The sequence below is a fragment of the Actinosynnema sp. NPDC002837 genome, assembly GCF_040295345.1.
Taxonomy (GTDB): Bacteria; Actinomycetota; Actinomycetes; order Mycobacteriales; family Pseudonocardiaceae; genus Actinosynnema.
In genome coordinates this window covers 76603-96680 of record NZ_JBEOVG010000004.1, presented here as the reverse complement: position 1 = coordinate 96680, position 20078 = coordinate 76603, and the positions used below count along the sequence as shown (strand labels likewise).

At 71.7% G+C, this 20078-nt stretch carries 22 protein-coding genes and 1 tRNA gene; 6 read left to right on the top strand and 17 right to left on the bottom strand.

Annotated features, from left to right (window positions below; all coding sequences use genetic code 11):
* Nucleotides 1-92: 92 nt before the first annotated feature.
* Complete coding sequence (sigJ, locus tag ABTZ99_RS04490; RefSeq protein WP_499608080.1) at nucleotides 93-1007, bottom strand: RNA polymerase sigma factor SigJ; 915 nt, start codon at nucleotides 1005-1007, stop codon at nucleotides 93-95.
* A 65-nt stretch (nucleotides 1008-1072) separates the two neighbouring features.
* Between sigJ and ABTZ99_RS04485 the strand changes: the two genes are divergently transcribed.
* On the top strand, nucleotides 1073-1837 hold the full coding sequence (locus tag ABTZ99_RS04485) for an SDR family oxidoreductase (RefSeq protein WP_499608077.1): 765 nt from the start codon (nucleotides 1073-1075) through the stop codon (nucleotides 1835-1837).
* 121 nt (nucleotides 1838-1958) lie between these two features.
* Here the strand turns inward: ABTZ99_RS04485 and ABTZ99_RS04480 are convergent, their stop codons facing one another.
* From ABTZ99_RS04480 to ABTZ99_RS04445, 8 genes are all read right to left on the bottom strand, one after another.
* Nucleotides 1959-2864 (bottom strand): DUF4328 domain-containing protein, encoded by a 906-nt coding sequence (locus tag ABTZ99_RS04480; protein WP_499608074.1) that lies wholly within the window; start codon nucleotides 2862-2864, stop codon nucleotides 1959-1961.
* A 1-nt stretch (nucleotide 2865) separates the two neighbouring features.
* Nucleotides 2866-3204, bottom strand: a complete 339-nt coding sequence (locus tag ABTZ99_RS04475) for a rhodanese-like domain-containing protein (protein ID WP_498771209.1) — start codon at nucleotides 3202-3204, stop codon at nucleotides 2866-2868.
* A gap of 101 nt (nucleotides 3205-3305) precedes the next feature.
* Complete coding sequence (locus ABTZ99_RS04470; protein WP_498771211.1) at nucleotides 3306-4892, bottom strand: monocarboxylic acid transporter; 1587 nt, start codon at nucleotides 4890-4892, stop codon at nucleotides 3306-3308.
* Nucleotides 4889-5236 carry a DUF485 domain-containing protein gene (locus tag ABTZ99_RS04465; RefSeq protein WP_498771213.1) on the bottom strand — a complete coding sequence of 116 codons (348 nt, stop codon included), beginning with the start codon at nucleotides 5234-5236 and terminating at the stop codon, nucleotides 4889-4891. The genes ABTZ99_RS04470 and ABTZ99_RS04465 overlap by 4 nt, the downstream gene beginning before the upstream one ends.
* Before the next feature lie 379 nt (nucleotides 5237-5615).
* Nucleotides 5616-7373, bottom strand: a complete 1758-nt coding sequence (locus tag ABTZ99_RS04460) for a sodium/solute symporter (protein ID WP_498771950.1) — start codon at nucleotides 7371-7373, stop codon at nucleotides 5616-5618.
* Between the two features lie 35 nt (nucleotides 7374-7408).
* Nucleotides 7409-7849, bottom strand: coding sequence for a hypothetical protein (locus tag ABTZ99_RS04455; RefSeq protein WP_498771215.1), 441 nt, complete (start codon nucleotides 7847-7849; stop codon nucleotides 7409-7411).
* A complete protein-coding gene (locus ABTZ99_RS04450) occupies nucleotides 7846-8706 on the bottom strand; it encodes a LytR/AlgR family response regulator transcription factor (RefSeq protein ID WP_498771217.1) in 861 nt (286 codons plus the stop codon). The genes ABTZ99_RS04455 and ABTZ99_RS04450 overlap by 4 nt, the downstream gene beginning before the upstream one ends.
* A gap of 61 nt (nucleotides 8707-8767) precedes the next feature.
* Nucleotides 8768-9634: a S49 family peptidase gene (locus ABTZ99_RS04445; RefSeq protein ID WP_230569419.1), complete on the bottom strand. Its 867-nt coding sequence runs from the start codon at nucleotides 9632-9634 to the stop codon at nucleotides 8768-8770.
* 53 nt (nucleotides 9635-9687) lie between these two features.
* Between ABTZ99_RS04445 and ABTZ99_RS04440 the strand changes: the two genes are divergently transcribed.
* Entirely contained in the window at nucleotides 9688-9855 is a 168-nt protein-coding gene (locus tag ABTZ99_RS04440; protein ID WP_498771219.1) for a hypothetical protein, read from the top strand.
* 5 nt (nucleotides 9856-9860) lie between these two features.
* Here the strand turns inward: ABTZ99_RS04440 and ABTZ99_RS04435 are convergent, their stop codons facing one another.
* The 5 genes from ABTZ99_RS04435 to ABTZ99_RS04415 form a co-directional block, all read right to left on the bottom strand.
* The gene (locus ABTZ99_RS04435) at nucleotides 9861-11120 is read right to left on the bottom strand and encodes a histidine kinase (RefSeq protein ID WP_498771220.1); all 1260 of its coding nucleotides are present in this window, start codon (nucleotides 11118-11120) and stop codon (nucleotides 9861-9863) included.
* A gap of 183 nt (nucleotides 11121-11303) precedes the next feature.
* On the bottom strand, nucleotides 11304-11582 hold the full coding sequence (locus tag ABTZ99_RS04430; protein WP_498771222.1) for a hypothetical protein: 279 nt from the start codon (nucleotides 11580-11582) through the stop codon (nucleotides 11304-11306).
* Between the two features lie 92 nt (nucleotides 11583-11674).
* On the bottom strand, nucleotides 11675-12538 hold the full coding sequence (locus tag ABTZ99_RS04425; protein ID WP_498771224.1) for an Fpg/Nei family DNA glycosylase: 864 nt from the start codon (nucleotides 12536-12538) through the stop codon (nucleotides 11675-11677).
* Between the two features lie 27 nt (nucleotides 12539-12565).
* Nucleotides 12566-13000, bottom strand: a complete 435-nt coding sequence (locus ABTZ99_RS04420; protein ID WP_498771226.1) for a DUF983 domain-containing protein — start codon at nucleotides 12998-13000, stop codon at nucleotides 12566-12568.
* An 86-nt stretch (nucleotides 13001-13086) separates the two neighbouring features.
* The gene (locus ABTZ99_RS04415; RefSeq protein WP_499608066.1) at nucleotides 13087-14442 is read right to left on the bottom strand and encodes an RNA polymerase sigma factor; all 1356 of its coding nucleotides are present in this window, start codon (nucleotides 14440-14442) and stop codon (nucleotides 13087-13089) included.
* A gap of 249 nt (nucleotides 14443-14691) precedes the next feature.
* Between ABTZ99_RS04415 and ABTZ99_RS04410 the strand changes: the two genes are divergently transcribed.
* The 3 genes from ABTZ99_RS04410 to ABTZ99_RS04400 all read left to right on the top strand — a co-directional run bounded on the left by ABTZ99_RS04410 (nucleotide 14692) and on the right by ABTZ99_RS04400 (nucleotide 15734).
* A complete protein-coding gene (locus ABTZ99_RS04410) occupies nucleotides 14692-15090 on the top strand; it encodes a DUF7674 family protein (protein WP_498771230.1) in 399 nt (132 codons plus the stop codon).
* Between the two features lie 26 nt (nucleotides 15091-15116).
* A tRNA-Gly gene (locus tag ABTZ99_RS04405) sits at nucleotides 15117-15189 on the top strand.
* A 116-nt stretch (nucleotides 15190-15305) separates the two neighbouring features.
* Complete coding sequence (locus ABTZ99_RS04400; protein WP_498771232.1) at nucleotides 15306-15734, top strand: OsmC family peroxiredoxin; 429 nt, start codon at nucleotides 15306-15308, stop codon at nucleotides 15732-15734.
* Between the two features lie 47 nt (nucleotides 15735-15781).
* On the opposite strand, the gene ABTZ99_RS04395 is transcribed toward ABTZ99_RS04400, so the two are convergent.
* Nucleotides 15782-16270 carry a hypothetical protein gene (locus tag ABTZ99_RS04395; protein ID WP_499608063.1) on the bottom strand — a complete coding sequence of 163 codons (489 nt, stop codon included), beginning with the start codon at nucleotides 16268-16270 and terminating at the stop codon, nucleotides 15782-15784.
* 34 nt (nucleotides 16271-16304) lie between these two features.
* Between ABTZ99_RS04395 and ABTZ99_RS04390 the strand changes: the two genes are divergently transcribed.
* On the top strand, nucleotides 16305-17054 hold the full coding sequence (locus ABTZ99_RS04390; protein ID WP_499608061.1) for a hypothetical protein: 750 nt from the start codon (nucleotides 16305-16307) through the stop codon (nucleotides 17052-17054).
* A gap of 61 nt (nucleotides 17055-17115) precedes the next feature.
* On the opposite strand, the gene ABTZ99_RS04385 is transcribed toward ABTZ99_RS04390, so the two are convergent.
* Together ABTZ99_RS04385 and ABTZ99_RS04380 are read right to left on the bottom strand one after the other, a co-directional pair.
* Nucleotides 17116-18867 carry an ABC transporter ATP-binding protein gene (locus ABTZ99_RS04385; RefSeq protein ID WP_498771240.1) on the bottom strand — a complete coding sequence of 584 codons (1752 nt, stop codon included), beginning with the start codon at nucleotides 18865-18867 and terminating at the stop codon, nucleotides 17116-17118.
* A gap of 140 nt (nucleotides 18868-19007) precedes the next feature.
* Nucleotides 19008-19949 carry a glycoside hydrolase family 6 protein gene (locus ABTZ99_RS04380; RefSeq protein WP_498771242.1) on the bottom strand — a complete coding sequence of 314 codons (942 nt, stop codon included), beginning with the start codon at nucleotides 19947-19949 and terminating at the stop codon, nucleotides 19008-19010.
* Between the last annotated feature and the right edge of the window lie 129 nt (nucleotides 19950-20078).

Here is a 20078-nt window from a genome sequence, read left to right as displayed (position 1 = left end):
AAATCGTGGACGAGGACCGGTCGGACGCGGTCGTCTACCGGCGTGATCCCGAGACCGGCCGGACGTTCATCGGGCAGCACGTGTCCGCCGAATCAGCCCTCAAGCGCTACGGCAGGCGCGTCCCCCTGGCCCTGGTCTGGGAGTACGAGCACGTCCTTGAGGCGTTCGCGGTCGGCCAGCACGTCGATGGCGGCGATCCGGCCCCCGGTGACGGTGAAGGCCATGACCGACAGCGCCCGGCCGTCGGCCGCGACGACGACCCCGGCGACACCGTTGACCAGGGCGGGACGGGCGAGCGGGAAGAGCCGGCCGAAGGTGACGGCCTGGCCGGCCACGGTGCGCGCGCCGGACAGGGTGACGCTGAAGCGTGACCCCGCCCCGCCGTCGGAGCGGAGCACGACGTCCGGGTCGAGCACCGCGACCAGGGCGTCGAGGTCACCGTCGCGCGCGGCGGCGAAGAAGGCGTCCACGACCTCCCGTTGCCGGGTCGGGTCGGTGTCCGGGGTCGGGACCCGGCCCTGGACGCGGCGGCGGGCGCGGCTGGCCAGCTGGCGGGTCGCGGCCGTCGACTTCTCGATCACCGCGGCGATCTCGTCGAACGGGACGGCGAACAGGTCGTGCAGCACGAACGCGAGGCGTTCGGCGGGCGTGAGGGTGTCCAGGACGACCAGCAGCGCCAGGCCGACCGAGTCGGCGAGCACCGCTTCGTACTCGGGGTCGGCGCCGCCGTCGTAGCTGATGACCGGGTCGGGCACGTGGACGTCGAACGGGTCCTCGCGCCGCTGCCCGCGGGAGCGCAGGACGTTCAGGCAGAGGCGGGCGACGACCGTGGTCAGCCACGCGCCGAGGTTCTCCACCTCGTCGGTGTCGGCGCGGTCGAACCGCAGCCAGGCGTCCTGCACGGCGTCGTCCGCCTCGGCCACCGAGCCGAGCATCCGGTACGCCACCGAACGCAGGTGGGTCCGGTGCTCCTCGAAGCGCTCGGCGCGCAGCTCCCGGTCGTCCACCGTGTCACGTTCCCTCCGCGCCGCGGGTCGAGGCAGTAGACCCATTCGACATGTTCGGAGGAACAATGACATCCATCCTGGTCACGGGCGGTACCGGCACCCTCGGACGGCTCGTCACGCCGTTGCTCGCGGGACACCGGGTGCGCGTGCTCAGCCGGCGCGGCCACGGGCCGGTGAACGGCGTCGAGCACCTGACCGGCGACCTGCTCACCGGCGAGGGCGTCGAGGCGGCGGTGGACGGCGTCGAGGTCGTCCTGCACCTGGCCGGCGGCCCGAAGGGTGACGCGGAGGCGACCGAGCGGCTGGTGCGCACGGCGGCGGCGACCGGCGGTGTGCGGCACTTCGTCCACATCTCGGCCATCGGCGCGGACCGCGTGCCGCTTGCCTGGTTCCGGGAGAAGCTCGGCGCGGAGCGCGCGGTGGCCGGGTCGGGCCTGCCGTGGACGACCCTGCGCGCCGCCCAGTTCCACGACCTGGTCCTGACCGTGGTCGAGAAGATGGCGAAGATGCCGGTCGTCCCGATCCCGGGCGGGCTGCGGTTCGAGCCGGTCGACGCCCGTGACGTGGCCGAACGCCTGGCGGAGCTGACGCTCGCCGCACCGGCCGGCCTGGTGCCCGACCTGGCCGGCCCGGAGGTCCACGGCCTGGCCGACCTGGTCCGCGGCTACCTGGCAGGACGGGACAAGCGCCGGCTGCTGGTCCCCGTGCGGATGCCCGGGAAGGCGGGCCGCGCCTACCGCGCGGGCGAGAACCTGGCGGGCGAGGGAGCCGCGAGGGGCGCCCGGACCTGGGAGGACTTCCTGGCCGAACGGGTGCCGGCGAACCGGTGACGTGGTCGGCGGCGTGCGAGGGCGCGCCCCTCCGGGCCACGCGGACCAGCCGCCCACGGGGGAACCGCGACGACCGCGCACCCGAGAGGCGGACAGCCCCAGTCCCCAGCGGCCGGAGCGGTCAGCGCGGCGAGCCCGAGGAGCGGACGGGGCGCAGGACCGGGGTCGGGGCGTCCTTGACGTCCACGACCCGCATCCGGCGGATGGCGCCCGCGTCCACCGGCAGCAGGAGCGTGGTGATGCGGCGGACCAGCACCGCCGTCACGATCGCCACGGCGGCGGCCAGGAGGTCGGCGACGGCGTGGAACAGCACGCCGTCCGCCATGGCCTGCACGCTGGAGCGGAAGCCCCAGACCACGGTGAACCCGACGAACAGGCCGGTGAACGCCCACAGGCCCCACCACCAGCGGACCAGCTTGGACGGCGCCGGGCGGGCGGTGGCCGGCTCGCGCAGGGCGGCGTGCTCCAGCTCGGCCAGGACCGAGCCGGGCACCACCAGGTTCACCCCCGGCGCCACCAGGCCGACCAGCACCTCCCGGTCCGACCTCGACGGGCCGTAGCCCGCCTCGGCGGCGGCCGCGTTGCGGGCGCGGCGCAGCCACAGCAGGGTGAAGACCAGGGCGACCGCGGACGCCACGATCGTCACCACCGAGGAGGCCACGACCATCGCGTCCGACACGCCCACCGTGGTCTCCGACATCGCGCCGTAGCGGCTGAGCAGCAACAACGCGTAACGCCACAGCTCGCTGCCCGCCGCCCACAGCGCCGTCAGCGCGGCCAGGCCCAGGGCGTGCGACGCCGTGCGCGCCAGCCTCTGCACGTGCTCGACGGTGTCCGCGGACCGGTCGTCGTCCATCGCCACGGACGTGGGCCAGCGCCACGCCAGCAGCGGGAAGCCCCAGCGCGGCGGCACCGGGTACGACGGCGGGCCGGTGTAGACCCGGCGCGGCGCGCCCTGGCGACGGTGCGGGTAGGCGCCGGGTGGCGGGGTCGCCACCCAGTCCACCCGCAGCGGTCGCAGCGCCATGTCAGATGACCTCGGGCTCCGCGCCGTCGACCTCACCGACCAGCGGACGGCCGGTCGCGGCCCACAGCTGCATGCCGCCGTCGACGTTCCTCGCCTCCCAGCCGTTGGCGTTCAGGTACTGCGTGACCCGCGCGGAACGGCCGCCGGAGCGGCACACGACGTAGAACTCGGAGTCGCCGGGCAGCTCGTCGAGCTTGCCCGCCAACTCGCTCATCGGGATGTGCAGGGCGCCCGGGGCGTGGCCCGCCGCCCACTCGTCGGCCTCGCGCACGTCGAGCAGGACCTTGCCCTCCGGCAGCTCGGCCGGCACCTCGGACACTTCAACGCTGGGAACCGTCACGGGTCCATGCTGCCACGCGGCTTATAAACCGGGGATAAGGAGCACGCCGGCCACCTCCCCCGAAAGGATGGTGGCCGGCGTGGTGAGCGCGGAACGGCGGGCTAGTGCGCGACCGCCTTCTCGGCGCCGACGCCGGTGAGGGCGCGCACCTCCATCTCCGCGTACTTGTCCTTGTCGTTCTCCTTCGACAGCACGGTGCCGAGGTAGCCGAGGAGGAACGCCACCGGGATCGACACGATGCCCGGGTTGGACAGCGGGAACAACGCGAAGTCGACGTTCTTGAACATCGAGGTCGACTTGCCGGACACCGCGGGCGACAGCACGATCAGCGTGATCGTGACGGCGAGACCGCCGTAGATGCTCCACAGCGCGCCGGAGGTGTTGAACCGCTTCCAGAACAGCGAGTACAGGATGGTCGGCAGGTTCGCCGACGCCGCCACCGCGAACGCCAGCGCCACCAGGAACGCGATGTTCTGGCCGTTGGCCGCGATACCGCCGGCGATGGACACGATGCCGATCACGATCGCCGTCCGCCGCGCCACCTTGACCTCGGCGTCCTTGTCCTCCGCCTCACCCTTCTTGATGATGTTGGCGTAGATGTCGTGCGCGAACGACGCCGAAGCGGTGATCGTCAGACCGGCCACCACCGCGAGGATCGTGGCGAACGCGACCGCGGCGATCAGGCCGAGCAGCAGCGGTCCGCCGAGCGCCTCGGCGAGCAGCGGAGCCGCCGAGTTCGCCCCACCCGGAGCCGCCCTGATCTTGTCCGGACCCACCAACGCCGCCGCGCCGTAGCCCAGGACCAGCGTGAACAGGTAGAACAGGCCGATCAGCCAGATCGCCCAGACCACCGAGCGGCGGGCTTCCTTCGCGGTCGGCACGGTGTAGAAGCGCATCAGGATGTGCGGCAGGCCGGCCGTGCCGAGCACCAGCGCGAGGGCCAGCGACAGGAAGTCCAGCTTCGACGTGCCGGTCGCGCCGTACTGCAGGCCGGGGCCGAGCAGCTTCTCGCCGGCCTTCGGCGCGTTCTCCACGGCCGAGCCGAGCAGGCTGGACAGGTTCAGGCCGAACTTGGCCAGGACCCACAGCGTCATCACGCCGGCGCCGACGATCAGCAGCACCGCCTTGATGATCTGCACCCAGGTGGTGCCCTTCATGCCGCCGATGAGCACGTACGCGATCATCAGCGCGCCCACGATCGCGATCACGATCGCCTGGCCGAGCTTGCCGGTGATGTTGAGCAGCAGGGCGACCAGGCCGCCCGCGCCCGCCATCTGGGCCAGCAGGTAGAAGAAGGACACGGCCATGGTCGACGTCGCCGCCGCCGCGCGCACCGGGCGCTGGCGCATGCGGAAGCTCAGCACGTCGCCCATCGTGTACTTGCCGGTGTTGCGCAGCAGCTCGGCGACCAGCAGCAGCGCGATGAGCCACGCCACCAGGAAGCCGATGGAGTACAGGAAGCCGTCGTAGCCGTTGAGCGCGATGGCGCCCGCGATGCCGAGGAACGACGCGGCGGACAGGTAGTCGCCCGCGATCGCGACGCCGTTCTGGGGGCCGGTGAACGAGCGGCCCGCGGCGAGGTAGTCGGCGGCCGTCTTGGTGTTGCGGCTGGCCCGGATGACGACGACCAGGGTTGCCGCGACGAAGATGCCGAAGATGCCGATGTTGAGCAGGGCGTTGCCGTTCACGCTTGACCCCTTTCGAGCTCGTTGCGGAGCTTCTCCGCCATGGGGTCGAGGTTCTTGTTCGCGTGCCGCACGTACAGCGTCGTGATGGCGAAGGTCGACACGAACTGCAGCAGCCCGAGGATCAGGCCGACGTTGATGTTGCCGATGACCTTCGTCGACATGAACCCGTGGGCGTAGTCGGCGAGCAGGACGTACAGCAGGTACCAGGCCAGGAAGAGACCGGCCATGGGGAAGACGAAACTGCGCAGCCGCCGGCGCAACTCGCGGAAGTCGGGGCTGTCCTGCACATCCACCCAGTTGTGGTTGTCCTGGGCGTCGGGGGTGTGCTGCTCAGAGGTGCTCACGGTCCCCTCCTCGCGTACTTGACGACGGTGTGAACGGCACGTAAGTCCTCCTGGTGCGTTCCTGATACGCCGTGCACCGTAGGGAGACCTGGCTCACGCCTGAAAGACCTTTTGTGTGACCTTGCGCTCAACAGTCGAGTGATGCGATGAGCGGTAGTAACTCTGAGACGAACTGCCACTCGGGTGATCGAAGTCACCGATAGCCGGATCGGTGTCTTTATCTTCACCCGATTGAGACCTATCTCCACTCTCAGCGACAGACCGTCGGGTCGTCCCGTCCACCGCAGGTCATCGCAGGGCAGCACCGGCGACAGGCCTGCCCGAAGGCCTAACCGGCAGCCGGGCGCTCAAACGTCACTGTGAGCCGTTTCACACCGGCTCAGGACTGCGCCGGCCCGCCGGCGCCGGGCTCGCGGTCCGCCGCGCGCGCCTTCTCCTCGCCGGCGCCGAACTGCGACTCCCGGTCGCGCATGAAACCCAGCGGATCCGGCGCGTGGAACCGCAGCAGGATCTGGTTCACGTCGTCGGGCTTGCGGCGCGCGGTCAGCCTGCTGATCATCACCATGGTCAGGAACGCCGCCGGCACGGTCACCAGCGCCGGCTGCGAGAACACCGACGGCGCCCAATCCCCGGTGTACGAGCTGACCACCGTCGCCACCTGCGCGCCGATCACCAGCCCGCCGCCGACCAGCAGACCGGCCATCGCGCCGACCCACGTCAGCCCGCGCCACCAGATGCCCAACAACAACAACGGGCAGAACGTGGACGCCGCCAGCGCGAACGACATCGCCACCGTCAACGAGGCGTCCGACCGGGGCAGCAGCAGCGCCAACCCGATCGCCACCGCGCCGGTCAGCACGGTCGCCCACCGGAAGTCGCGCACCTTGCCCGGCAGGATGTCCGTCGACACCACCCCGGCCACCGACACGAGCAGCCCCGACGACGTGGACAGGAACGCCGCGAACGCGCCCGCCGCCACGATCGCGCCGAGCACCTGGCCGAGCACGTTCGGCTGCATCGTGTCCGGCAGCAGCAGCACCGCCGCGTCCGTCTTGCCCGTGACCAGCAGCTGCGGCAGGTACTGGCGCGAGATCACGCCCAGCACGGTCGGGAAGAGGTAGAACAGGCCCAGCAGGTACAGCACGTGCAGCGCCGTGCGCCGCGCCGCGCGCCCGTCCGGGTTCGTGTAGAACCGCACCAGCACGTGCGGCAGCCCCATCGTGCCCAGGAACGTCGCGAAGATCAGCGAGTACGTCTCGAACAGCCCCGACAGGCCCTCCGTCTGGGGCCGCAGCCAGTCGTGGTTCGACGTCGGCGACCCCTCGACCACCGGCACCGGCGAGCCCGCGGCGAACCGCAGCTTCGTCTCCGCGCCCACCTCGTACAGGCCGGGCGTCCAGTACGCCGGGCCGTCGGCGGGCGAGCCGTTCACCCGGCCGGTCGCGGACAGCTCCATCGGCACGTCGACGCGCACCCGCACCGGGTCGACCGTGGTCACCTCGACGTCCTCGGGGAACCGCAGCACGCCCGCGGAGTCCACCGGCTGCGCGCCGTTGCCCGGACCGGTCAGGAACAGCGCGAACAGCACGAACGTCGGCGCGGCGATCGCGAACAGCTTGCCCCAGTACTGGAACGCCTGCACCAGCGTGATCGCGCGCATCCCGCCGCCGAGGACGTTCACCACGACGATCACGGTCACCGCCGCGCCGCCGAGCCACGCGGGCAGGCCGGTGATCGTGTTCAGCGTCAACCCGGCCGACTGCAGCTGCGGCACCAGGTACAGCACGCCGATGCAGATCACGAAGAACGTGCAGACCCTCCGCAGGTTCGACGGGCCGAGCCGCGCCTCGGCGAAGTCCGGCAGCGTGTACGCGCCCGACCGCCGCAGCGGCGCCGCCACGAACAGCATCATCGCCAGGTACCCCGCGGTGAAGCCGATCGGGTACCACAGCGCGTCGATGCCGTCCTTGAGCACCAGCCCCGCCACGCCCAGGAACGACGCCGCCGACAGGTACTCGCCGGAGATCGCGGCGGCGTTGCGGGTGGCCGGGATGGCGCGCCGGGCCACCAGGAAGTCCGGTGTCGTGTTCGCCCGGCGGGAACCCACGTAGCCCAACGAGAACGTCAGCAACGCCATCACGCCGACGAGCACGAGGCTCCACGGGTTGTCGATCACCGGTCCACCGAACTCACGAAGTCGTGCTCGTGCCGCTCGGCGAGTCTTCGGTACGCGTAGCCGACGCCGTAGCAGAGCGGGAACGGCACCAGCCCCAGCAGCAGCCACGGCAGCCGCACGCCCACCAGCTCCACCTCCGCCAGCCACGGCAGCAGGTAGAACACCAGCGGCAGCAGCGCCAGCAGCAGCAACGTGCCGCCGCCCAGCGCCAGGCCCGTGCGCAGCTGGGTCCGGATCAGGTCGCGGATCAGCTTCTCGCCGACGCTGGTCTGCTCCTCCAGCTCGATGATCGTGCGCAGCACCCGGCCGCGCCCGCGCGGGTCCGCCAGCACCACGCGCCGCCGGCGGTTCTTGCGCGCGGAGACCGACAGCCAGGCGTCGCGCTCGGCCGGCTGCGGCTGGTCCGGTTGCCCGGGGGGGCCGGAGTGCTTGGTCATCCCCAACTGCTCTTGGGGGGACGCACGATCCTCTCCTTCAACTCGCGGGTGTGCCGCCTGCTGACCGGCAGCTCCTTCGCGCCCTCGCCGGAGCCGATCACCACCGCGTACCCGTTCGACGTCATCCGCAGCTCGGTCACCAGCGGCAGCGCCACCAGGAAGGACCGGTGGATCCGGACGAACCCGGCGTTCTCCCAGCGCTCTTCCAGCTGGGCCAGCGGGATGCGCACGAGGTGGCTCGCGCCGTCGTTGGTGTGCAGGCGCGCGTAGTCGCCCTGCGCCTCGACGTAGCGGACGGTGGCCCGCGGCACGAGCTTGATGGTGCCACCCAGCTCGACCGGGATCACCTCGTCGTCCTGCGGTTCCGCCGCGGCGGGCTCCGGCGTGATCGCCGGTGTCGCGGCCACCCGGTCGACGACGCGCGAGATCGCCTTGTTGATCCGGTCGGAGTTGATCGGCTTGGTCACGAAGTCCAGCGCGCCCACCTCGAACGCCACCACGGCCTCCGAGTGCTCGACCCCGGTCACGAACACCAACGCCGGTGGCTGCCGGAACGCGCCGAGCACGCGCGCGAGGTCCGTGCCGCTCAGCCCGGGCATGTTGATGTCGGCGAACACGGCGTCGACCGGCGGTAGCCCTGCCCGCGTGCGGTCCATCACCTCGACGTCGTAGTCACCCCGGAGGATGCGCAGTGCCTCGGCCGCGTCGAAGGCCGTGAGCACGCGTCGGATGTGCGGGCTGCTTTCGAGCAGGTACTTGATCTCGCTCAGACCGGGTGCCTCGTCGTCCACCGCCAGAACGAGGAGGCCGTTGCTGTCCGTGCGATTGTTCACTGGGGTACTCACTGTGCCGCGCATCTTGCCGACCCGGTGGGGTCGCTGTCTACGCCGGTTGCCGGACGGCCGCGGGGCCGTGACCTCACAAGCCGAATCGCGACCAGCGCGCCCGCTCTTCCAGCGCCGCCAACCCCTCCACCAGGAAGTCGCCCGATCGGGTGGTCGCGCCGGCCAGTCCGAGACGGGCGAGGAGGGGTCGGCGCGGCTCGGCGATCGCGATCTCCGCGTCCGGGTAGCGCTTGGCCACCACGCCGCGCAGCGTGCCGAGGCCGTCGACCAGACCGAGCTCGACCGCCTTCGCCCCGGTCCACACCTCGCCGTTGAACAGCTCGTCGTCGGTCGCCTTGAGCTTCGCGCCGCGGCGCTGCTTGACCCAGTCGGCGAACTGCTCGTGCAGCTGCGCCTGCAAGCCCTTGAGCCACTCGACGTCCTCGGGCTTCTCCGGGCTGAACGGGTCCAGGCGGACCTTGGCCTCGCCCGCGGTGTGCACGCGCCGCTCGACGCCGTAGCGCTCGATCAGGCCGTTGAGGCCGAAGCCCGCGCTGACCACGCCGATCGAGCCGACCAGCGACGTGCCGTGCGCGTAGATCTCGTCGCCCGCGCAGGCCAGCCAGTAGCCGCCGGAGGCCGCCAGGTCCTCGCAGAACGCCAGGACGGGCACCTTCTTCTTGGCGGCCAGCTCGCGGACGCGCTCGGCGACCAGCGCGGACTGCGTCGGCGCGCCGCCGGGCGAGTTGATCAGCAGGGCGACCGCGACCAGCCGGTCGTGCTCGAACGCGCGGGTCAGCGCGCTCTCCACGGTCTGCATGCTGATGGTGTTGCGGGCCATCGGCGTCGGCGTCGGGGTGATGACGCCGTGCAGTCGGACGGCGGCCACCACGGGGCCGCGCTCGGTCCGCTCGCTCACGATCTTCGGCAGCCGGGCCGCGATCTTGTCCGTCACGCTCATGGCTCCGACCTTACGTGTGAACGGAGGTGGCGTGACACGGCTAACATCGACCGGTGACGTTCAACCCGTTCCGGTGGCTCGAACGCTACGTCGAGTGGTGGGACGACCGGGGCCGCAAGAATGCGGACGGTCCCACCGCCATGCACGTCTACTGGATGTGGATCACGTGGAGCGTCTGCGCGGTCATGGTGGTGACCGTCCTCGCCATCGCCGCCGCCTGAGCTGATCAGGCGCGCACGACGGGCTGCTCGGTGGTGTCCTCCAGCCGCGGCGGCACCAGCGGCAGGTTCGTCTGCACGCCCGGCCGGTACTTCGGGATCTTCAGGATGATCTTCATGCCGGCTTCCGGCGCGGTCTCCACGACCAGCGCGTAGTCGTCGCCGAACACCGCGCGCATCCGGTGGTTGATGTTGCCGAGGCCGACGTGCGCGCCGGTCTGGTGCGCGTCCTTGAGGTCGTCGAAGAGGCGGTCGGGGTCCATGCCGACGCCGTCGTCCTCGACCGAGATCAACGCCTCCGCGCCGTTGTCCTCGGCGATGATCGTCAGCTCGCCGCCGCCGGGCTTCTTCGCCAGGCCGTGCCGCACGGCGTTCTCCACCAGCGGTTGCAGCACCAGGAACGGCAGCACGACCTGGAGCACCTCGGGCGCGATCTTGAGCCGGACGTTCAGCCTCGACCCGTACCGCGCCTGCTCGATGGTCAGGTAGCGGTGGATGTTGGTCAGCTCGTCGGCCAGCGTGGTGAAGAAGCCGTCGGTGCGGAACGAGTAGCGGGTGAACTCGGCGAACTCCTGCAGCAGCTCCCGCGCGTGCCCCGGGTCGGTGCGGATCAGCGACGAGATCGTGTTCAGCGCGTTGTAGACGAAGTGCGGCGAAATCTGCGCCCGCAGCGCCCTGACCTCGGCCTGCGCCAACGCCTGGCGGGACTTCTGCAGCACCTCCAGCTCCAGCTGCGTGGAGACGAACCGCGCGGTCTCCTCCGCCATCCGGATCTGCCGCTTGTTCGCCACCCCGCTGATCACGATCAACGTGCCGGCGACGTCGCCCTCCACCACCAGCGGCACGATCACGGCGCTGTGCATCGAGCACGGGCCGGGCAGCTCGCACTCCAGCTTGCGGTGCTCGACGTGCTCCTTGTGGCCCTCGCCGATGGCGCGCTCGATGTAGGCGCGGAGGAACTCGTAGTGGTCGTTGGCGCCGCCGTCCCAAGACAGCAGCGTGCCCTCGTGGTCGGTGATGCCGACCGCGACGCACCGCAGCATCTCCCGCAGGTGCGGCGTCGCCTTGTTCGCCGCGTCCTCGGTCAAGCCCTCGCGCAGGTCGGCCGACGCCTTCGACATGCGGTGCAGCATGTCCATCACGGCGTCCTCGACCGACGTGCTCACGCGGCGGGCGCGGCACAGCATCACGAAGAGGCCGAGAACGGCCAGGGTCGCGATGAGTCCGAGCACAGCGCGCTCGGTCAGGAGGTCCCGCACGGCGTCCATGCTGTGCCGTGGGGGCGGTATAGGCAAGGGGATGGGCGGTGCGAGACGTGCACATCCGATGAATTGCGGGCAACCGTGGCAGAGTGCTTACCCGAACGGGTGATCAAGAACGTTCACGATCACGGAGCGTGGGTGCGACCCGATCACTCGGGCCGCGCACCCCGCCCCGGCGCTCACCCCGCGTCAGCGCCGACCGCTCTCGCCCGGGTCGGACGGCTTCGTCTCGCTCGGGTCTTCCGACTTCTTGCACTGCAGCTTCTCCACCAGGTCCGCCAGCGCGGGCTCGTCGAGCAGGTCGAGGTCCTCCAGCACGCGGCAGATCACCTCGGACACCTGGTCCTGCTGCAACCGGGGCGGCTGCTCGTCCTCCGGCGCGGCGACCGAGACGGCGATGGTCGAGCCGGCGAACGTGGCCAGTCCCATCGTGGCCCCGATCAGCGCGGCGGCGATGCGCTGGTTCATGACTCCTCCAAGTAGGTCGGTCGGACCCCGGAGGAGTTCCCCCGACGGCGCGGCTCAGCCGACGAACGGGCCAAGCCACTCGTCCGTGTGACCTACTTGAGCAGCCGCGACATCCGCCGGTCGGCGAGCGGCCTACCGCCCGTCTGGCAGGTCGGGCAGTACTGGAAAGCCTTGTCCGCGAACGAGACCTCGCGCACCGTGTCACCGCACACCGGGCACGGCAGGCCGGTCCGCGCGTGCACCCGCAGCCCGGACCGCTTCTCACCCTTCAGTGTCGCGGCCGACTGGCCGACCGACCGGGCCACGGCGTCGTTCAGCACGGCGATCAACGCCTCGTGCAGCCGGTCCAACGCCTCCGCCGGCAGCTTGCCCGCCGTCGCGTACGGCGACAGCCGGGCGGTGTGCATGATCTCGTCGGAGTAGGCGTTGCCGACGCCCGCCATCACCGTCTGGTCGGTCAACGCGGTCTTCAGCCGCTCCGTGCGGCCGGCGAACAGGTCCTCGAGCTGGGTGCGCGTGAGCGACAGGGCGTCCGGACCGAGGCGCGCGACGCCCGGCACGTCCGCCGGGTCGTTCACGACCCACGCGGCCAGGCCCTTCTTGGTGCCCGCCTCGGTCAGGTCGAACCCGGGCCCCTCACCCGGCGGGCCCAGGTGCACGCGCAGCGCCAGCGGGCCGCGGCCCGGCTTGGGCGGGGCCGCCGACAGGTGCTCCGACCAGCGCAGCCACCCGGCCCGCGCCAGGTGCACCACCAGGTGCAGGCCGTCGCAGTCCAGGTCGAGGTGCTTGCCGAACCGGCCCGCGCCGGTCACCTCGCGCCCCTGGAGCTCGGTCCACGGCGGCGTGAACGTCTTCAACACCTGCAACGACGCGACGTCCACCCGGTGCACGCGCCGTCCAACGGCGTGCTCGCGCAGGTGGTGGGCGAGCGCCTCGACCTCGGGCAGTTCCGGCACCCGGACAGTGTCACCCGCGAACGGCGATCAGTCGACCGGTTGCAGCGGGCCGTCCAGGTCGGGCAGCGAGTACATCTCGATCTTGCGGGCCACGTTGGCCACCTCGTTGCGCACGGTCAGGAAGCCGCGCACCGAGCCGACCCACCGCTCCGGCGGCAGCTCCTCGGTCTTCTTCGACTCCGCCGCCACCAGCCACGGCCGCCGCACCGCCCAGCGCACCGGGAAGAACAGGAACACCAGGACCAGCGCCACGAGCAGCCACCCCGGCACGACGACCTCCGGCGGGGTCCACGCGACCAGCACCACCGCCATGCCGATGACGATCGCCAGCATCAGCACGCCCGGGCCGTGACCGCCGCTCACGTCGTGCTCGAAGTCCTCCTCGGTGGACGGGTTGCGCCACTCGATCTGGCTGCGCACCGTCCACATCCGGCCGTCAGCTCCGCGCACCAGCCGCGTCATCACCGTCTCCTCAAGACGTCGAGCGATCACTCAGCGTTCTCCACGCTACCGGCAAAGTCTTGCACCTCGTGGGTGAAAGCCGGCGGTCACGCGGGGTCGAGGGCGCTCGTCGTCGGGCGCAGCGTCACGGTCGTCGGCGTGACCGTGGGCGTCGCCGTGCCGGCCGACTTGTCCGGTTCGGTGGTGGTAGTGGTCGTCGTCGCGGTGGTCGTGTCCAGCAGGACCGTGCGCGAGTCGGTCGTGGTGACCGGCGTCGACGTCGTGGTCGGCGCCAGGTCGCGCGGCTCGGCCGGCGCGGTCGAGGTGGTCGGCGCCACCCGCGGCGGGACCGAGGTGGACGTCGTCGGCGTCGAGCGCCCCGCCTGCTCCGCCTTCGTGTGCCCGACCCGCCGCGCGTCGACCGGCGTCGGCGACGTCGCGCTGGTGGCCGTGCCGGTCGCGGTCGTGGTCGGCTCGGTCGTGCACAGGGCCAGCACGTTCTCGCCGGGCGCGCCGTCCGGGCCGGACTGGACCAGCGCCGGGCCGGGCGCGCCGGTGAACGTCCCGGCCACCACCCCGAACAGGCCGACGGCCGCGGCCGAGGCGGTGGCCGCCAACGCCAGCTTCACCCGCCCGCTGAGCCACGCCGCCTTGCCCAGCACCGCCGGGCCCAGCACCGACGAGCCCAGCGCCGCCGGACCCAGCAGCGCGGTCGCGGCCACCGGCACCGCGATGCTCGCCGCGTGCGCCCGCAACGTCGAGCACACCTCGACCAGCTCGGCGTGCAGGGCGTTGCAGGACGAGCAGGTCTGCAGGTGCTTGCGGATGCGCCGGTGCTCGGTGCCCTGCGCGCCGCCCGCCGTGTAGGTGCCCAGCTTCGCGACCACGGAGCCGCACGCGCGCGACCCGGTCTCCTCGGCGAGGTGCGCTTGGAGGTACGCCGCCCGCAGCCCCTCGCGGGCGCGGCGGGCCAGCGCCGCCATCGCGTTCGGGCTCAGGCCGAAGTGCGGCGCGACCGCGGCCGGCCGCTCGCCCTCCACCTCGACCTGCCACAGCACCGTGCGCCACCGCTCGGGCAGGCTGGTGAACGCGCGGGAGATCAGCGCGTGCTCCGGCCGGTTCGCGGTGACGTCCGGGAACGGCTCGACCCGCAGGCTCAGCTCCTCGTCCTCCACCGGGACGTCCCGCCGCCGCCCGCTCCACTCCCACGCCACCCGGCGCGCGACGGTCAGCAGGTAGGTGCGGACGTGCTCGGTGGGCCCGTTGCCCCGGCGGATCGCCTGGAGCACGCGGAAGAACGCCTCGGCGGTCAGGTCGTCGGCCTCGGCGTGTTCACGCACGTGCCGGAGGGCGAACCGACGAACGGCGTCGGCGTGACGGGTGAACAGCTCGCCGAACGCGCCGTCGTCGCCCGCCCTGACCCTGGCGAGCAGTTCCCGGTCGAAATCGGCATCTCCGGCCATCCCGCCCCGGCACCTCCCGCCCTGCCTGTGGTCCACTGGTCAAGATGCCACAGTCGGCTGGTCTCGCGCCGAAGTGATAGCGAGCCGATACCGAACACCCGACGGACGACGTCGACCGTTCGGCCTAGTCAGAGCACCTGTGCACCGGATCAAGGTTGCTTGCGGTCGGTGACGGCGCGGTCACGGGTGGGCGTCGGCTGGTGGCCGATCGCGCTGCGGACCGCCCGGTGACGAGTAGTCTCCTGCCGCGTGGTCGATTGGCGCACAAGGGCTTCCGCCCTCCTCCCCGAGCTGAGCGCCGTTGTCGAGCGCGAGTCCTGGTCCTGCCACGTGTTCCTGTCCGAGTTGTGGCAACTCGCGCTGGAGGCGCACCGCGACGGCGACCGCGAGGTGCTCGGCCGGGTGTACGGCTTCGCGCACTGGTGCTTCCGGCAGCCGGAGCGGTTCCTCTCCGACGCGTCCGTGGTCAGCTTCTACGAGCACGTGTTCGACGAGTGGGAGCTGCGCGACGAGGTGGCGCCGTGGCTGCCGGCCGAGGTCGTCGACCGGGTCAGGCCGCTGTGGGAGTGGCGCTGGCCGAAGGAGCGGTTGACCGAGGTAGACCGGCTGCTGGCGCAGACGGGACCCCCCGGTCGAAACGCGGTTTGAACGTGGTCTATAGTTGTCACCAACAGGCGGATGTAGCGCAGTTGGTAGCGCATCACCTTGCCAAGGTGAGGGTCGCGAGTTCGAGTCTCGTCATCCGCTCTTCGAAGGCCCCCGGTATCGCACCGGGGGCCTTTCGCATGCGCCACGGCGCGCTCCGACGACCACCATTAGGTTTGGCGGCGAAGGTTTTCCTCGTCGAAGACGGAGTTGCAGACATGGCCACCACCCGCAAGGCGACCACGCACTGGGAAGGCAACCTGCTGGAGGGCAAGGGCAGCGTCGCCCTCGAGTCGTCTGGCGTCGGCACGTTCGACGTGAGCTGGCCCTCCCGGGCCGAGGCGGCGAACGGCAAGACCAGCCCCGAGGAGCTGATCGCCGCGGCCCACTCGTCGTGCTACTCGATGGCGCTGTCGCACGCGCTCGCGCAGGCGGGGACCCCGCCGCAGCAGGTCGAGACCTCGGCCGAGGTGACGTTCCAGCCCGGCACCGGCATCACCGGCATCCACCTGACCGTCACCGCGACCGTGCCGGGGCTGGACGCCGAGGGCTTCGCCGCCGCGGCCGAGGGCGCCAAGGAGAACTGCCCGGTGAGCAAGGCGCTGGCCGGCACGGAGATCACGCTGACGGCCGAGCTCCAGGCGTGACCCGGGTTCCCGGATGAGCTCTGGTACCGGTCCGATACCTCAAAGTGTCAGGCCGGTACCAGTTGTCCGCGGGGATTTGACCCGAATGAGTGAGGCCGGTAGTCGTTGGGGATGCTCACGGCGTTGGGTGGACCCGGTCGGCTCGCGTTCGGCGCCTTGATCGGCGCGGCGGTGGCCGCCTTGTTGGTCGCCCAGGGGAGCATGGCCAAGTCGCCGCGAGGCCTCGAACCGACCGGCGGTGGCGGCGAGATCGTGATCGTCAAGGGCAGCCGGCAGCCGGACCGCACGATCACCGCGACCGGCACGACGTCGTCGAGCACCAGCTCGTCCAGCGGGGCCGGCGCCACGTCGACGTCCTCGGCCACGACCACCACGACGACGACGGACACCACGGCCACCACCACGTCGGACGTGACGACGACGACCACCGCGCGGCCGACCACGACGACCACCACGACGCGGCGCCCCACCACCACGACGACCACGACGACGACCCGCAGGCAGTGCGGGCTCATCTTCTGCTGATCGCCCGGCACTGGATAACCGAACGTGTTTTGGCAAGATCGAGGCGTGACGTCCAGCCAGGTGCCCACCCAGCCCCAGCGAACCAACGACACGCCCACGGTCCGCGTGCAGCCCGTCGCCGTGCGGGAACCCGCTTGGCCCACCACGGAGCCGATGACCGCGACCAACCTGACGCCCGTCGCGGCGGCGACCACGAAGTTCGAGCCGGTGACCGGCACGCCGAACGGCACGCCGAACGGCACGCCGAACGGCACGCTCAACGGCCACGCCAACGGCAGCCACACCAACGGCAACGGCCAGACCAACGGCAACGGCCACAGCAACGGCAGGCTCGTCGACGCGCTCAAGGGCAAGCTCGACGGCCAGGCCGGCGCAGCGCCCGTCGCGGTTCCCGGTCGGCCCGCTACCCCCGCGCCTGCCGCCGCCTCCGCACCCGCACAGCCCGCCGCGTCCGTGACCGCCGCAGCTCCGTCACCCGCCGCACCCACCACGTCGTCCACCACCGCCGCGCCCGCGTTCGCCCCCGCGCCCGCCGGGCCGTCGCTCTTCGAGCCCGCCGCGACCCCCGCAGCCGCCGACCAGGCCCCGGCGTTCGCACCCGCGCACCCCGCGACCACGCCGGCCGCCGCCCAGCCCGCGGCCGGAGCGTTCGCACCCGACGTGGCGCCCGTCGCCGAGCCCGCCGCAGCGCCGGCGCCCGCCGCCAAGCCGACGCCGCCGGCCACCCCGCGCAGCCGGTTGCGCCGGATCGCGCGCCGCATCGTCGGCCCGACCCTGCTCACCAAGAAGAACTGAGGGCGGCCCCGCCGGCCGGGAACCGCCCCCTTCGCCCCGCCGAAGCCCGTGCGGTCCCCGGCTACGCGCTCTGCGCCCGCGCGTAGAGGCCACCCGACCGGAGCAGTTCGTCGTGCGAGCCGATCTCCTCGATCCGACCGTCCTCCATCACCACGATGCGGTCGGCGTTGCGGATCGTGGAGAGCCGGTGCGCCACCACGAACACCGTGCGGCCGTGCACCAGGCGGGCCAGCGCCTGCTGCACCAGCGCCTCGGACTTGGTGTCCAGCGCCGAGGTCGCCTCGTCCAGCACCAGCACGCGCGGGTCGCGGATCAGCGCCCGCGCGATCGCGAGCCGCTGCTTCTGCCCGCCGGACAGCCGCGCGCCGCGCTCGCCGACCACGGTGTCCAGCCCGGTCGGCAGCCGGTCGATGAACTCCAGCGCGTTGGCGTCGGCCAGCGCCTGCCGCACCACGTCCTCGGACACGTCGTCCAGGCCGTAGGTGACGTTGTCCCGGATCGTGCCCTCGAACAGGATCGACTCCTGCGGCACCACCGACACGAACCGCCGGTAGCTGCGCAGGTCCAACGTCTCCATGTCGACACCGTCGAGCAGGATGCGGCCCTCGGTCGGCCGCAGGAACCCGATGACCAGGTTCAACGCCGTCGACTTGCCCGCGCCGGACGCGCCGACCAGCGCGATCGTCTCCCCCGGCCGCACGTCGAGGTCGAAGTCGCTGACCGAGTTCCGCGCGGACTCCGGGTAGGCGAACCCCACCCGCTCGAACCGCACGCCGCCGCGCACGGCGTCGACCTGCGCCTTGCCCGCGTTGTGCTCGAGGTCCGGGGCCTGGAGCACCTCGCCGAGCGAGCGGACCGACTCCAGCCCCTTGCTGATCAGCGGCGTCAGGCTCATCAACGTGGTGACCGCGCCGGTCAGGGAGGCGAAGTAGGCGCTGAGCATGACCACGTCGCCGGGCGTGACGGACAGCCGGCCGTGGTAGGCGGCCAGGGCCGAGCCGGCGAGGCAGCCGACGCCGAGGGCGTTGAGCAGGATCCAGGCCAGCGCGCCGAAGCGGACGTTGAGGCCGTCCAGCTTCATGCCGGCCGCGAAGACCTGGCGCAGGGTGCCGTCCATCCGGTTGAGGGCGGTGCTCTCCAGGCCGTGCGCGCGGGTGATCGGGATGAGCGTGGTCATCTCGCCGACCCGGGACGACAGCTGCTCGACCTCCTGCCGGAACGACTCGTTGTACGCGCGCAGCCGGCCGCGCAGCCACATCACCAGCACCGCCGCCGCGGGCACGACGACCAGGAACACCGGCAGGAACGCGGGCGCGTTCAACCCGATCACGACCAGCGCGCCGCTCAACGTCGCCAACGCCGCCAGGCCCTGGTCGCCGACCTGCTGGGTGGACGTCTCGATGCTCTCGACGTCCCGGATGACCTTGGTCTGCAGCACGCCCGCGCTGACCCGCGCGTGGTAGCCGATGGACAGCTGCTGCATGCGCCGGCTCAGCGCCGACCGCATCCGCATGCCCATCCGGCGCGCGCTGCCGTACCACCAGCGCGTGTAGAGGATCGCGAACGGGTAGTTCAGCACCAGCGTGACCAGCAACAACCCCGCGCCGAGCCAGATGCCGGTGACCGGTCGGCGCTCCACGACGACGTCGATGACGTGGGCGGTGATGACCGGGGTGAGCCAGGTGGGGCTGTGCTTGACGAAGAACGCGCCGGCGCCGAGGCCGAGCTTCGCGCGGTCCTCGCGGAAGAGGTAGAGGAGGGTGCGGACGGGGTGCTCGCCGCGGTAGCGGTGGTCGAGCGGACCGTGGGGCATGGGGCGAGGGCTCCTGCGAACGGGGGGTCACGAGACGCCCACACCGCGCCGTGTGGGGAGCGCTCTCACATCGTAGGTGGCCGGTCCACCGCATTTGCCCTGGCCGGGGCGGGTGCCGCGGGACACCCGCCCCCTGCCGGTCAGTAGCCGAACACCAGCCGGTAGGCGATCTCCGGGTCGAACGTGCCCGCGGGCGTGTTCGGCGCGGTGCCGCAGTTGCCGTCGGAGTCGCCGGGCACCTTCACCCACAGCAGCATCTCGGCGCCGCCGCCGGTCTGCGCGGTCACGCCGAGCTTGCGCCCGCCGGGGTTGCACCACTCGCCGTTGGACCCGTTGCCGTTGCGGCTGGTGTCGACGACGAACGCCTTGGCGTACCCGGGCAGGGAGCCGTTCACGGAGTTGCCGTAGGACACCGACTCGCTGGTGGTGTGGTAGTTGGAGACGTTGATCGCGAACCCGCGGACGTTGCGCACGCCGGCCGCGTCCAACCGGCCCGCCATGGTGTTCGCGGCCACCCAGCGGGCGTTGCCCGCGTCCAGGTAGGCCCAGGTGTTGGGCGCGCGGTCGCGGAACTGCTCCGTGGCGTAGCGGATCATCGCGTTGCGCGTGGTGACGGCGTCGGGCGTCATGCAGTTGAAGTCGGCCAGCGAGTCAGGCTCGATCACCACGACGGCGGGCCGCGCGCCGATGGCTCCCGCGAAGGCCGAGATCCACGTCCGGTAGGCCTCGGGCGACCCCGCGCCGCCGCCGGAGTGGCCGCCGCACGCGTCCCGGCCGGGGATGTTGTAGGCGACGAGGACCGGCAGCTTGTCGGCCGCGTCGGCGGCGGCCACGTAGTTGCCCACGGCCGTGCGGATGTCACCGCTCCAGCTGCCGAACCACCGCGCCATCGGCTTGGTGGAGAGGTTGGACCTGATGGCCGACGTCCGCCCGTCGTTGGGGTTGTTGCGCACCCACACGGCGGGGTTCGAGTTGGGATCCACGTAGAAACCACTGGTCATGCCGATCGGGCTGGCGGCGTTCGCCTGGCCGGGCACGACCAGTGCCGCGAGCAGGGCGAGCGCTGTCGCGAGCAAGCGCATTGACGGTCCTTCCGCTCGAAGAACGCGGCGGCGGCTCACCGATCAAAGCACTCCGGTCCGCGAACCGGTTCGACCATCTGGACACTCCGAGTGCCGGGCCGTGGCTCATCGTCATCCCCGAGTGCTCCG

Bases quoted from the DNA above. Each gene is read 5' to 3' on its own strand.
- ABTZ99_RS04485 (WP_499608077.1), top strand. From the start codon at position 1,073: ATGACATCCATCCTGGTCACGGGCGGTACCGGCACCCTCGGACGGCTC.
- ABTZ99_RS04480 (WP_499608074.1), bottom strand. From the start codon at position 2,864: ATGGCGCTGCGACCGCTGCGGGTGGACTGGGTGGCGACCCCGCCACCC.
- ABTZ99_RS04460 (WP_498771950.1), bottom strand. From the start codon at position 7,373: ATGGCGTTGCTGACGTTCTCGTTGGGCTACGTGGGTTCCCGCCGGGCG.
- ABTZ99_RS04455 (WP_498771215.1), bottom strand. From the start codon at position 7,849: ATGACCAAGCACTCCGGCCCCCCCGGGCAACCGGACCAGCCGCAGCCG.
- ABTZ99_RS04450 (WP_498771217.1), bottom strand. From the start codon at position 8,706: ATGCGCGGCACAGTGAGTACCCCAGTGAACAATCGCACGGACAGCAAC.
- ABTZ99_RS04445 (WP_230569419.1), bottom strand. From the start codon at position 9,634: ATGAGCGTGACGGACAAGATCGCGGCCCGGCTGCCGAAGATCGTGAGC.
- ABTZ99_RS04435 (WP_498771220.1), bottom strand. From the start codon at position 11,120: ATGGACGCCGTGCGGGACCTCCTGACCGAGCGCGCTGTGCTCGGACTC.
- ABTZ99_RS04430 (WP_498771222.1), bottom strand. From the start codon at position 11,582: ATGAACCAGCGCATCGCCGCCGCGCTGATCGGGGCCACGATGGGACTG.
- ABTZ99_RS04420 (WP_498771226.1), bottom strand. From the start codon at position 13,000: ATGACGCGGCTGGTGCGCGGAGCTGACGGCCGGATGTGGACGGTGCGC.
- ABTZ99_RS04415 (WP_499608066.1), bottom strand. From the start codon at position 14,442: ATGGCCGGAGATGCCGATTTCGACCGGGAACTGCTCGCCAGGGTCAGG.
- ABTZ99_RS04400 (WP_498771232.1), top strand. From the start codon at position 15,306: ATGGCCACCACCCGCAAGGCGACCACGCACTGGGAAGGCAACCTGCTG.
- ABTZ99_RS04385 (WP_498771240.1), bottom strand. From the start codon at position 18,867: ATGCCCCACGGTCCGCTCGACCACCGCTACCGCGGCGAGCACCCCGTC.
- ABTZ99_RS04380 (WP_498771242.1), bottom strand. From the start codon at position 19,949: ATGCGCTTGCTCGCGACAGCGCTCGCCCTGCTCGCGGCACTGGTCGTG.